The following is a 12,148-nucleotide window of genomic DNA, read 5'->3' on the forward strand; positions in this document are numbered from 1 at the left end:
CCCGTATTGCCGCCATTCGCTGCAGGTGCGTGGTCTTAGGCTGCTCGAACTCACGGTATGTGGCACAAAGCTTCCGTCAAGACAGCAACCTGAACTTGTGCTATTGTAGCGATTTTCATGGTCGGGAGTATCTAAGATGACGATTGCCCAAGGTGGATGCCTTTGTGGAGCACTGAGGTATGAAGTCCAAAAGCAACCAGCAAGAACGTCCATGTGTCATTGCAAATTCTGTCAACGAGCGACAGGTGGCGCATATCTGGTTGAGCCAGTATTCGATGACGCAGACTTCACAATAATTCGGGGCAAGCCGAAGCGTTATACGCACGTGTCAGAGGGTAGTAGGAAGGAAGTAAACATCCATTTCTGAGACACCTGCGGAACGAAGTTGTATTTGACTTTTGAGCGTTTTGAAGGTGCTGTTGGCCTCTACGGTGGAACACTCGACGACCCCAACTGATTGAAAATTACACCGCAGAACTCCAAACACATCTTCTTGGATTTCGCACTGAAAGGTACGGTAATTCCACCGCATTTTGACACCTACAATAAACACGCAACTGAAAATGATGGCTCTCCGATAGATGCGACAATCTTTGACAAGCCTCACACCATTGGGCGCAATTAGCGTAGTCACAACTCACAATCAGAGGCTCACTGACGTCATTAGATAGATCGCAGCATTTTCGCCGGTAATGTACCAACGCCTTGCAAGGACGGCCCATATATTGGAACTTGGGGCCTTCCACATCAAGGTCCAGACTATCGCGAATAGTCCCTGAGCAAACATCAACAGGTCCTTCAAATTCCGAATTGTAGCTTCCTTGATCGTCCAGTCGATTACGGCTCAGTAGGTAGGGCTCATAAACTTCCAGTAGATATACCTTGAACAGGCGCTCTTCCCACTCACGCATTGTACTGGATGGTTGGTTTATTTTTCAAATGCTGTTCTCAGTCAGAAAAGGCCCTATTTCTTGGAAGAATTCGTCAAACCCAGGGTGGCCGCGGATCATACAATGATTGGCACCGGGCAATTCCACAAATCCAGCTGCTGGTATTGTTCGCGCTATTTCCCGCCCTTCTTTAATAGGTACTGCCATGTCGCCTTTGGCATGAAGCACAAGTGTAGGAACACGAATACTGCGCGCCTCTATACGAGCGTCCACATATGCGTTCATGCCCATAATCTTCATTGCGTTTTCGGGACTGGTTGAGACGCGCTGCATTTCGTCGAAACTATCACCCTCCAACTTTGTGGCATCGGGAATATAGGCGCTCGTGAAGAAATGCCTGTAAAAAGGACTGGGCGATCCCCAGCCGGCAGAAACCATTGCCTTGGAAGCCTCGTAGAACTGGGCTGCATCGGGGTCGTCGCGCATCATCCTGCCGCGTGCGTAGCCGCCAAGAAGAATAAGAAATTTGACCCGCTTGGGATATTTCGCAGCAAATCGCATGCTGAAGGCCGCTCCCTGACTAATCCCGAAGAGACCAAAACTCTCGAGTTCAGCGGCATCCGCTACCGCCAACATATCGTCGATCATGCGGTCTTCGGAGATGTCGTCGACCTCCCAATCCGAAAGGCCGTTACCCCGCTGATCAAATCGGACAAGTCGGCACAGTTTGGAATACTCCGACAGAAAATCACCCCAAACCGGGCTGGTCCACTCGTATTCGATATGGTTGAGCCAGTTCGGAGCTTTCAAGACAGGCGTTCCTGCTCCGGTAGATGCCCAAGCAAGGTGAGTGCCGTCTGCGGACTGGCAATAATTCACACGTTGATTCAGAGAGATTTCCGGGGCTTTCCGGGTCGGCGGCTCGTACGGTGCCCACTGCCACACCCTGATAGGTCGCGAAATATTCTTGACCCGTTGCGCGCCCATGTCACGGAAAGGGGCATCAATGCGATCCGACACCGATTGATGCACGATATCGGAGACGGAGATGCCTCCGGGTTCAGCCAAGCCTTCGAGACGCGCCGCGACGTTTACGCCGTCGCCAAATATGTCATCCTCGTCAAAGATGATATCCCCGAGATTGATACCAACTCTGAAACGGATCTTCTTCTCCTCACAGATCTCATCTTCAAAGCTAACCATTTGCTCTTGGATCGTGATCGCGCAAGCTACAGCATCCCGAACAGACTCGAAGGTGACCAACATGCCGTCGCCAGTCGTTTTAACAATATCGCCACGACTTCGGGTAATTTCTGGATCGATTAATTCTTGACGATATTTCTTGAGGCGCGCCAGAACCCCCAATTCATCGATTTCCATAAGACGCGAATAGCCGACCATGTCTGTGGCCATAACAACTGCAAGGCGGTGGTCCATGTTCGCTAAGTCCCCAATTACAGATCCTGTCTACCATGTTCGGCTGATCGAGCGGAAACATTTCTTAGGGTGTTTGGATGAAGACGGTTTGATCGGATATTCCTTCGTACATTGTGCAGCGTTCAGTAGTCTGGACTGATTGTGTTGAAAAACTGTTGCTTGATCGAAGGGGTAATCGCTGATTCAATTCCTTTATTGATTGGGGGACTTGGCGATGATGGGACCAAAGCAGGTGGCGCAAGCGGCGTTGTTTTACGAGTTCTCCTCGGAGGATCATGTCCCACAAGATCATCTTCTGCGGTCAATAGATCGGTTCGTTGATCTGAGCAGTATCCGTGCGCATCTTTCAGACTTCTACAGCCACACCGGTCGCCCCTCCATCGACCCTGAGTTGCTGATCCGGATGTTGCTGGTGGGCTATTGCTTTGGCATCCGCTCTGAGCGTCGGCTTTGCGAAGAGGTGCATCTGAACCTTGCTTACCGTTGGTTTTGTCGCCTTGATTTGACTGATCGGATTCCTGACCACTCCAGCTTTTCAAAGAACCGTCATGGTAGGTTCCGCGAGAGCGATCTTCTGCGCCACGTATTTGAGACGACCGTTGCGCGATGCATGCAAGAAGGCCTTGTAGGCGGTCAGGGATTTGCCGTGGATGCCAGCTTGATCAGTGCTGATGTCCAGAAACAGAACTCCAGCAATCTTGAAGACTGGGTCGCCCGTATGGCTGACGCCAATGATGCACCGCGTGCGGTGCGAGAATATCTCGAAACGCTGGACGACGAGGCTTTTGGTGCGGCCACGACGACCAAGCCCAAGTTCACGGCTCATGCGGACCCAGCTAGCCAGTGGACAGCAGCCCGCAAAGGCCCCGCTTTCTTTGCTTATTCTACCAATTATCTGATCGATACAGATCACAGCATCATCATGGACGTCGACGCCAGCCGCTCGAATAGAACCGCCGAGGTAGGAGCCATGCGCAAGATGATCGACCGCACCGAAGAGCGCTTTGGTGTGAAGCCTGATTGGATTGCCGCTGATACCGCGTATGGTGCTGCCGACAATCTGGTTTGGTTGACACTGAAGCGGAAAATCCTGCCGTTCATCCCAGTCTTTGACAAAGGTGAACGCAAAGACGGCACCTTCTCGCGGTCCGACTTCACTTGGGATGACGAGAACGACCGCTACATCTGCCCAGGTGGCAAGGAGATGTTGCACACGAGGCGAAACTATTCCGATCCGGCCCGAAATGCGCCAGTTTGGAAAGCCAGAAATTATCGAGCACTGATGTCAGACTGCACAGGATGTGAATTAAAGGCAAAGTGCTGCCCTAACGCTGAAAGGCGTTCGGTTCATCGAGAGAAATATGAAGTTGTCAGAGACTTTGCCCGAGCATGCACAGCCTCGGAGTTCAATCCGAAGGCTCAGGCCCGACGCAAGAAAGTCGAAATGCTCTTCGCACATCTCAAACGCATCCTCGGATTGGGCAGGCTCCGATTACGTGGCCCATGTGGCGTCCAGGACGAATTTACCCTCGCTGCTACCGCCCAAAACCTTCGCAAACTAGCAAAACTCAAGCCAATGGTGCCCGCCACCGGATAAAAGGTGGTCGACCTAGGGACGCTCCAAATAAATCAACGCGATAGCCGACTTCGACAGGTCGAAAACAAAGAGTTTTTCAACACAATCGACTCACTGCCGACCTTCGCTGCGTATGCACCCCAAAAAGTGCTCGGGCGCGGCCCCGAGCGTCCGCTTTCTTCGGATTGCCCATTCTACTTTGCGAGCGCGACGAATGGCGGCTCTCCGCCTTTCGTGAAGGCGGGCGCTTCGAGCCCTCTTCGACTGATGCTGCAAGCTGCCCGGATGTCCGCTGTTCTATGCATCCAAGTTAATCCGACCGTCCTCATTACACCGAGAGCGCGACGCTATATCCTAAAGTCTATATTCCCTTGACCGCAATCATTTCGATAGGTGAGATGCGCCCCGCAGCCAAATTTGCCACCATATTTGGGATTTTTTCTGCGGTCGCCTGCTGCATGAGAACGTGCAAACCCAATGGGGGCGGTCCTCCAGCGGCTCCGCTGGAGGCCTTCATTTTCTTAAAGAAATCCATAGCAAATTCGCGGCGGTTATTTTCCTCGACGACTACAAAACCATTAGCTTCGAATGCCATTCTATAGTCTTTGGGGTCAGAAACCCAGCTTGTTTCAGAGGTTGTTGCCCAGGGCACAGGATAAATAAGCTCTTCTTCGTTGCCCTTCATGATATCGTAGATACCAAACTTCGCACCGGATTTCAGAACACGGGACACCTCAGCGATCAGCGCATGCTTATCTTCTATGTTCATGCCGACATGCATCATGAATGCGCCGTCAAAACTCGCATCTTCAAAAGGAAGCGACAGTGCACTACCTTGCTGCAATCTGATGCTATCGGACAAGCCGACCCAACCGCAAAGTTGCTGCCCAACCTCTACGTATTCAGAAGTCAGATCAATTCCAGCCATCTTTGCTCCGTAAGTCTTTGCAGCGAAACGCGCCGAACCTCCCAAGCCGCAACCGATATCGAGTATGCTTTGGGACGGCGATATCTTTAACTGGTCCAGAAAATGAATGCTCGCTGCCCGCCCACCAATGTGAAATTCATCCACTGGGCCAAGATCTTCAACACTGGCATTTTCAGGTTTAATGCCCTGTTTTTCAAGGCCAGCCTGAATCGCGGTTAGCAGATCGCCGTGGCGATAGTGGATGGAAATTTTCTCATCGGTATTCATGACAATCAACTTTTTCCAGTTTGTGAATTTCTACCCTACCACGTTTTACTTAATCGCCTAAGCGGCCATTGGCACAGCCGCAGCGAAGGTTGGAAAAGTCCGCACAGCAGACTTTCCTGCTCGGAGAAATATCGTTAGTTATCATCTTCCGGCGTCACGTCTACTGGATCCAAATCGGGATACCCAAAACCACCAAATACATGACTGTGATTGTGCTGGCCCTGCACTTTCTGAACAGGAGATATCCCATCAACACCTGCCACCCACTTGCTAGCGTCAAGCATTACGCGTTCGTTTGTCGAGGCCACCGAAAGGTGATTGATGCGCATGTAGGCGGCCTGTGAGGCGTTTTCCCGCACATCCTTTGCTCGCTGGTTGAACAGCTTCAACACGTGGGCTTTGCGCATATTCCTCACGGCTGTGTCACGGGTGATATTGGCGCGTTCAGCGGCAACATGTACTGGTAGGCCCTCGGTAGCCATGAGCTCAACGCATTGGCGCATCTCGTCGCTAATGCGAACACGGGTTTTCTTCTTGGGGGTGGCTGGGACTTTATCGGTCATGAGAAAGCTGCAGTGCTGTTGGCGCATCGTGTTTGTAGTGAGATTTGGCTTCGCACAAGGGCTGCGCTACCCGTGTTTCGATGGCGCGGGCCGTAGCCGCGGGGATTGATGAGGGCGCTAGGGTAATCGCGAGGCCAAGGGTTTCGGCCCATAGCTGCATTGTGGAAAATTGTGCAGTGCGGGCGAATGATTCTAGCTTGTTTAGGTGCGCCTCCGCCATCCCGGCGGCGGCGTTGATATCCTCTTGCGACATACCGAGCGCGCGGCGCTTGCGCACCAGTTGCGCCACGAGGGCTTTATACTGATTATAGGCTGGCGCGCCGTATTGTCCCACGTGGGGCAGATCATACGTCGCGGGCGTTGGCCCCAGGTTATCTATGGGAAGGGAAAGCACACCCGGACAGCCTTGTTTTGCGCATTGCATTCGTATTGTGCGATCCTTGGCGGATGTGACACGCCAACCGGCGGACTGCGCCTCTTTGATCCATTTCGCTGCTGTTACTCGGAGGTTGCATCCACGACGCATGAACGTCTAGCCAGCAGACCGCGAACTGGGTTGTAATTTGGCATAGGAGAATTGCTTCTAATGAATAGCCCCTAGTTCCCTAGACACCTTCTTGGTTCACATTTTGCTGTCTGTTTTCGAAGTCGACGGGCGACAGCATCCCGTTTCTGGTATGTTTGCGTTTCGGGTTATAGAACATTTCGATGTAGTCGAAGATGTCGCGTCTAGCATCCTCACGAGTTTTGTAGGTCCGACGGCGAACGCGCTCACGTTTGAGTAGGTTGAAGAAGCTTTCGGCGACAGCGTTGTCATGGCAATTGCCGCGCCTGCTCATGGAATGCTCAATGTTGTGGGCCCTTAGAAACGCCGCCCAATCTCGGCTGGTGTATTGCGAACCTTGGTCTGTGTGGATCAGGATCGGTTGCTTGGGCTTGCGTCGCCAAACGGCCATGAGCAGGGCTTGCAACACGAGGTCTGTGGGCTGCCGTGATTGTGTCGCCCAACCGATGACACGTCGTGAGTATAAGTCGATGACGACGGCTAGATACAAGAACCCTTCGCAGGTCTTAATGTAGGTAATATCTGACACCCATGCGGTATCTGGTGCTGCCACATCAAACTGCCGGTCTAGCGTATTATCGACGACGACAGATGGTTTGCCGCCATACGTCCCAGGCCTGCGCTTGTAGCCGATCTGAGCTTGGACACCTGCCAAACGGGCCAGTCTGGCAATACGATTTGGGCAACTGGTCTCGCCTTGTTCAACGAGATCATCATGAAGCTTGCGATACCCATAAACCTTGCCACTGTCCTTCCACGCATCTTTGAGCAGCTTGGTTTGGCGGGCATCCTCATGCGCACGGTGGCTTAATGGATTCTTAATCCATGCATAGAACCCGCTGGGATGGATGTTGAGGCAGCGACACATCCTGCGCACCGAATACTGAGGGCGATGCTCGGCCACGAACGCGTACTTCATCTTGCATCCTTGGCGAAGTACGCGGCTGCCTTTTTTAGGATATCGCGCTCCTCCGTCATCCGCGCCAGCTCACGCTTGAGCCTGCGGTTCTCAGCTTCATGGTCAACAGATGATGCCTGTGACGCAGCTTTTGCGTAGAGCTTCATCCATTTGTAGAGCGAATATGTACTGACGCCCAACCGCTCCGAAACCTCGCGAACGGCATACCCCCGCGCTGTTATCTGATGGACTGCATCGCGCTTGAAATCTTCACTGAAATCTGGCTTCCCCATAACGGCCTCCTTGCCTCAAAGTTAGGGAAGAAAGCGCCTACAAATCCAGGGGCTATTCAGAGGTTTTCTTATCCAGCAGATCGACATTCGACCTCACTTGCGCCCCGGCCAAGCAAAATTTGCGTTCATCTTTCCATTAACCAGCGAAATGCGTCTCGGGATTGAGGGCCATCCAGTTTGTATATGAATGGAAAGATCTGACTATTATGCGAGTGACAGATTTTGCCCGAATTACAGACTGTCAAGATAGACAGCCGCAAGCGCGGTATCGCCATTGGACAGCAGCGGAACAAAACGAGACGGATAAGTGTGCCTGCGATCAACCGGAAATTCGTGGAAGTACCATTTGGCACATTGTCAACTTCAACCTAGAGTGACCTTTTTCGGGAACGCAACACCTTTTAGCGGCGCATTTTCAATACCTTATTAAATGTGCTTTGTTGTCTTGTAATTGCCAAACTCGGTAGAATTATGATAATCTCTAGAAAATCAAAAAACAGCCGTTGATGCAGCGATCATGCTTGGTGGTTCCATGAGGTAATTTTGCCGAAACAGGAACCTGCTCGGGCCTCAGGAAAGTGAGGTTGAGATGCATGTTCGAATTAAATGCGTTTTTATTGTTTATTCTTTTTTTCTCTTTTTGAATGTTCCGGCAGCCTATGCCGAAATTGGAAAAGTTTTGGAAGTCAATCCTGGTGCGACACTTACCACAGGTGGCCGCAACCTTAAGCTGCGCGTTGGAATGCCTGTGGAATCCGGAGACGTGATCCGAACCAACAGCACCGGAATTGTCCAGTTAATCTTTATTGATCAGACCAAAATTGCCGTCGGACCCAATGCAAGCATGGTGCTGGACGTGTCGATGATGCGCGGTGGCAATCGAGCGAATAGTTTCACAGTCAAGGCATTAGGTGGCAGTTTCAGGTTCATTTCCGGAAACAGTAAAAAGTCCGCCTATAAGATTACTACCCCGACAGCAACCATGGGGATCAGAGGCACCACATTCGATTTTTGGGTGCTGAATCAGCGTCAGACATCGCTCGCGCTCCTGAATGGATCCGTACGAATGTGCGGGCGTGGTGGATGTCGGAATGTCAAAGGCAGATGCGAGCTTGTCGCTACATCACCGCGAGGTCAGGTCGCCGCACCACGCGATATTGAGGAATCGGAACGCACTATTGTCAACGGATTCCCCTTCATCATTTCGCAACGCTCGCTTCGCGAACCCTTGCGCGCAAATGTCGGGACTTGCGGCCAGCATTTTATGCCGCCATCGCGGGGAGCCAATATCGCGTCTCCAACAAAGGCGATCGAACGAACCGAGCCTGAACCTGAGCCTGAACCTCAGCCTGAACCTGAAACTGAGCCTGAAACTGAAACTGAACCTGAGCCTGAACCTGAGCCACAAGCCCCTGACCCGCCGGAACCGCCATCGGCTCCAGAAGAGAATTCTGAGGGATTTTGAGGGCCCAGCGAAAATTCCAGCCCCAGTCAGGGCACAGGCAACTCGGGCAGCGCCGGGCAAAATGGTGCTGGCACCGATGATGGCTAAGGGACCAAGAATTGTGGTGGCAACAATGATTTTGGCAACGCCGGGGGGAGGCGAAATTATTCTCATGAAAAACCTGGGCGCGGTTTGATGGCGGGTAATTCACTCCGGATCAATCGTAAATGGATTGTTCGAGGGCTGGGTTTTGCTCTTGTACTAATGGGGTGCATATTGCGCGTGTCAGATCCCTATCCGGTTGAAATATCACGCCTGATATATTTTGACTTCCTGCAAAGGCTGGCACCCAGAACCTTTGATGCCGACCTGCCTGTCCGTGTGGTGGACATCGACGAGGCCTCTTTGTCGCAATTGGGCCAGTGGCCTTGGCCCAGATCAAAAGTCGCCAGACTGGTCGAAAAGCTGGAAGGCTATGGTGCAGCGTCGATTGCATTCGACATACTCTTTGCTGAGCCTGACAGGTATTCACCGCACCGCCTTGCGGAAGATCCGATTTTTGCAGGTTATTTACGGGACGCAATCGACCTCAATAAATTGGACAATGATCAGAGGTTTTCCAATGCGATTACAGGAAGGCCAGTCGCCTTGGGAGTCGCAGCAAGGCCAGATCTGAAGACGAAGCAAATAGTGCCGCGGGCGGGTATTATAGAAATAGGGGACCAGCCAGGGCTTCTTCTGCCCCGGGCTTTGTCTTGGACGCCATTGGCGGTGCCTTTGAATGAAACGGCTGTTGGAATAGGCGGGATCAATGTGTCCCCGGCTGGGCAAATCTCGGTCGTGCGTACGGTTCCGCTTTTGTGGCAAGGCCCAACCGGAATCATACCAGGTCTCGGTATCGAAGCCCTGCGTCTCGCGATCGCAGAACAGAACATTTTTGTCGAAGGTGCCGAGAACGAAAGGGGTATAGTTCTCTCTGTATCGCTCGGTGCATTTCATATCCCAACAGACGAAATCGGCCAGGTTTGGATGCATTACCGTCCAGACAATCCAGGCCTCTATTTATCGGCCGCAGACGTTTTGGATGAAAAAGATAATGAACAGCTGCGTTCTGAGATTGAAGGCCGGATAATATTGGTCGGAACTTCGGCCGCGGGTCTGGTTGATATTCGCGAAACATCTCTGGGTCAGTCTGTTCCAGGTGTTTCAATCCACGCACAGTTGATCGAGCAAATCCTTGAAAACAAAGTGTTGCAGCGATCCGACACCATAGCGGCACTCGAACTGGTTGCTTTCATCGCTTTGGGGGTGATTGTTGTCAGTGTCATGTCAATTTCTGGCGCGGTGCCATCATTTATTGCCGGCGGCGTGGCGGCATCGAGTGTCCTGGCGTTGAGTTGGGTCGCATTTACACAAAACTCTGTTTTGTTTGACGCCACCTTTCCACTGATTGGCGGCATGGTGAATTTTGGCATTCTGGCAGGGTTTTTGTTTTTTGCGACTGAAAGGGAGAAGAACACGATCCGGCGATCATTTTCTCAATACGTCGCACCAGAAATTCTCGAACGGCTTGAGGAAAGCGGGCAGGACTTGCAGCTTGGTGGCGAAAACCAGGAAATCACAGTAATGTTTGCGGACATTCGCGGGTTTACTCCTTTGAGCGAAACAATGCCCGCAACCGATCTCGTGGCGATGCTCAATGAATTGTTTACGGCATTGGGACAGGACATTCTTGCCCACAGTGGTACGATCGACAAATTTATTGGCGACTCGGTCATGGCATTTTGGAACGCGCCCGTCCGTGTCGAAAACCACCCACTACATTGCGCAAATGCTGCTTTGGCGATGCGTACTTCTTTGAGGCATTTCAACACGGTGAGGAGCGAGGGGCATCAAGTTCCCATCGGTATTGCGATCGGGTGCGCGACCGGAGAGGCTTGTGTTGGCAACATTGGGTCTCAAAACCGGTTCAACTATACGGCCATCGGCGAAGTTGTGAATGTCGCGTCACGGATTGAAACAGCCTGTCGGCACTTGGCCTATGACGTTGTTATTTCCGAGACTATGGCGCTAGCGTCGCGCGATCAACTGGCCCTTTTGCAAGGCGGGTCCGTGGCATTGAAAGGCGTGAACAAGCGCGAACTTCTTTTTCTAGTTGTTGGAGGTCGTGACACCCGCCAATCGGAGATCTTCCAGAGGTTGCAAAGCCACCATTCTGATTTGCTTGCTGCAATGAAGGGACATCGCGGGGCTATATGGTCCACACAAGCCGTTGAGCGATGCAGGTCAATCGCCCTTGAAATCGAGCCGGGGCTGGCGGGTTTTTACGATAGGATATCAGATCGCCTTGGGGACTTTCAGGTCGATGCAATTGAGTAGGTTCGGGCTTGAAATGCGCGAATTTCTGGCCCGTAGGAGCATTTTCGTTAGCCGAAAATATTCGCGTGAACCCGGTCATAGTCCCTGTCGAGTTTGCTGCGGATTGCACCAACGGCCACTTTTCTTTCTGCGGCGCAACTAATGGTTTCGTTCAACTGAGTTGCTGCATCTGCGAGTATAGATGCCGGACCATGTCTGCTTTGGGCCCATGAACCGCCGTTCGCTGCTCCGCCCACGAAGGTCGGCTTGGGGCCGAAGTTCCGCGTGCCTTTTTTATCTGCTTTCACAAAGTCACCAGACGCATTAGGCATCCCTAATCTTCGCAATTCTGGGAAAACCATGGCAGAAAAAGCCACCATTTATAAAGTTGAACTGTCCGTTTCCGATATGGATAGTCACTATTATGAGACCCATAAACTGACCGTTGCCAAACACCCTTCGGAGACGGATGAACGATTAATGGTGCGTATTCTCGCTTTTGCACTGAATGCCCACGAGCAATTGGAACTGACTAAGGGCCTTTCAACTGATGACGAGCCAGACATTTGGCAAAAAAGCCTGAGCGGCGAGCTTGATTTATGGGTGGCGTTGGGACTTCCCAGCGAGAAGAGTGTCCGCCAGTCCTGCGGTAAAGCCAACAAGGTGATTGTCTATTGTTACGGCGGCAGGACGGCTGAGGTGTGGTGGGAGAAAATCAAAAATAGCACCACCCGGTTTGATAACCTTCGGGTTATAAATTTTTCGGTGAAGGACACCAACGAACTGAGCAAACTGGCAAGTCGCTCGATGAAGCTGCAAGTTAATATTCAGGACGGCGATGTGATGGTTAGTGTTGATGATGGCATCGTTTACGTTACCCCGGTCAAATGGAAAAATGCTGCGTAGTTTGCAGATGCCCGCTATGCGGA

General features: G+C 51.9%; 10 protein-coding genes. 5 read left to right on the forward strand and 5 right to left on the reverse strand.

Annotated features, from left to right (window positions below; translation table 11 throughout):
- Positions 1 to 136 precede the first annotated feature (136 nt).
- Positions 137 to 367, forward strand: a complete 231-nt coding sequence (locus C1J02_RS21240; RefSeq protein WP_205389801.1) for a GFA family protein — start codon at positions 137 to 139, stop codon at positions 365 to 367.
- Between the two features lie 568 nt (positions 368 to 935).
- On the opposite strand, the gene C1J02_RS12160 is transcribed toward C1J02_RS21240, so the two are convergent.
- Positions 936 to 2,327, reverse strand: coding sequence for an alpha/beta fold hydrolase (locus tag C1J02_RS12160; RefSeq protein ID WP_114878822.1), 1,392 nt, complete (start codon positions 2,325 to 2,327; stop codon positions 936 to 938).
- Between the two features lie 214 nt (positions 2,328 to 2,541).
- On the opposite strand from C1J02_RS12160, the gene C1J02_RS12165 reads away from it, so the two are divergent.
- The gene (locus C1J02_RS12165; RefSeq protein WP_114877574.1) at positions 2,542 to 3,924 is read left to right on the forward strand and encodes an IS1182 family transposase; all 1,383 of its coding nucleotides are present in this window, start codon (positions 2,542 to 2,544) and stop codon (positions 3,922 to 3,924) included.
- 340 nt (positions 3,925 to 4,264) lie between these two features.
- Here the strand turns inward: C1J02_RS12165 and C1J02_RS12170 are convergent, their stop codons facing one another.
- The 4 genes from C1J02_RS12170 to C1J02_RS12185 all read right to left on the reverse strand — a co-directional run bounded on the left by C1J02_RS12170 (position 4,265) and on the right by C1J02_RS12185 (position 7,417).
- Positions 4,265 to 5,098: a class I SAM-dependent methyltransferase gene (locus C1J02_RS12170; protein WP_114878823.1), complete on the reverse strand. Its 834-nt coding sequence runs from the start codon at positions 5,096 to 5,098 to the stop codon at positions 4,265 to 4,267.
- Positions 5,099 to 5,232: 134 nt separating this feature from the next.
- On the reverse strand, positions 5,233 to 5,661 hold the full coding sequence (locus C1J02_RS12175) for a hypothetical protein (protein ID WP_114878824.1): 429 nt from the start codon (positions 5,659 to 5,661) through the stop codon (positions 5,233 to 5,235).
- Positions 5,651 to 6,085 carry a helix-turn-helix domain-containing protein gene (locus C1J02_RS12180; RefSeq protein ID WP_162798313.1) on the reverse strand — a complete coding sequence of 145 codons (435 nt, stop codon included), beginning with the start codon at positions 6,083 to 6,085 and terminating at the stop codon, positions 5,651 to 5,653. Before C1J02_RS12180 ends, C1J02_RS12175 begins: the two co-directional genes overlap by 11 nt.
- Before the next feature lie 181 nt (positions 6,086 to 6,266).
- Positions 6,267 to 7,417, reverse strand: a protein-coding gene (locus C1J02_RS12185; RefSeq protein ID WP_114878826.1) for an IS3 family transposase whose coding sequence is annotated in 2 segments (ribosomal slippage) — positions 6,267 to 7,171 and positions 7,171 to 7,417 — 1,152 coding nt in all. Because the reading frame shifts where the segments join, the coding sequence is not laid out codon by codon here.
- 589 nt (positions 7,418 to 8,006) lie between these two features.
- Between C1J02_RS12185 and C1J02_RS12190 the strand changes: the two genes are divergently transcribed.
- The 3 genes from C1J02_RS12190 to C1J02_RS12205 all read left to right on the forward strand — a co-directional run bounded on the left by C1J02_RS12190 (position 8,007) and on the right by C1J02_RS12205 (position 12,125).
- Positions 8,007 to 8,882, forward strand: a complete 876-nt coding sequence (locus C1J02_RS12190) for a FecR domain-containing protein (protein WP_114878827.1) — start codon at positions 8,007 to 8,009, stop codon at positions 8,880 to 8,882.
- A 174-nt stretch (positions 8,883 to 9,056) separates the two neighbouring features.
- Complete coding sequence (locus C1J02_RS12195; protein WP_254693093.1) at positions 9,057 to 11,240, forward strand: CHASE2 domain-containing protein; 2,184 nt, start codon at positions 9,057 to 9,059, stop codon at positions 11,238 to 11,240.
- A gap of 339 nt (positions 11,241 to 11,579) precedes the next feature.
- On the forward strand, positions 11,580 to 12,125 hold the full coding sequence (locus tag C1J02_RS12205; protein ID WP_114878829.1) for a YaeQ family protein: 546 nt from the start codon (positions 11,580 to 11,582) through the stop codon (positions 12,123 to 12,125).
- Positions 12,126 to 12,148 lie beyond the last annotated feature (23 nt).

The sequence above is a fragment of the Sulfitobacter sp. SK011 genome (assembly GCF_003352065.1).
In the GTDB taxonomy this organism is placed as follows: Bacteria; Pseudomonadota; Alphaproteobacteria; order Rhodobacterales; family Rhodobacteraceae; genus Sulfitobacter.

Bases quoted from the DNA above. Each gene is read 5' to 3' on its own strand.
- C1J02_RS12205 (WP_114878829.1), top strand. From the start codon at position 11,580: ATGGCAGAAAAAGCCACCATTTATAAAGTTGAACTGTCCGTTTCCGAT.
- C1J02_RS12195 (WP_254693093.1), top strand. From the start codon at position 9,057: ATGGCGGGTAATTCACTCCGGATCAATCGTAAATGGATTGTTCGAGGG.
- C1J02_RS12170 (WP_114878823.1), bottom strand. From the start codon at position 5,098: ATGAATACCGATGAGAAAATTTCCATCCACTATCGCCACGGCGATCTG.
- C1J02_RS12190 (WP_114878827.1), top strand. From the start codon at position 8,007: ATGCATGTTCGAATTAAATGCGTTTTTATTGTTTATTCTTTTTTTCTC.
- C1J02_RS12160 (WP_114878822.1), bottom strand. From the start codon at position 2,327: ATGGACCACCGCCTTGCAGTTGTTATGGCCACAGACATGGTCGGCTAT.
- C1J02_RS21240 (WP_205389801.1), top strand. From the start codon at position 137: ATGACGATTGCCCAAGGTGGATGCCTTTGTGGAGCACTGAGGTATGAA.
- C1J02_RS12165 (WP_114877574.1), top strand. From the start codon at position 2,542: ATGATGGGACCAAAGCAGGTGGCGCAAGCGGCGTTGTTTTACGAGTTC.
- C1J02_RS12180 (WP_162798313.1), bottom strand. From the start codon at position 6,085: ATGCAATGCGCAAAACAAGGCTGTCCGGGTGTGCTTTCCCTTCCCATA.
- C1J02_RS12175 (WP_114878824.1), bottom strand. From the start codon at position 5,661: ATGACCGATAAAGTCCCAGCCACCCCCAAGAAGAAAACCCGTGTTCGC.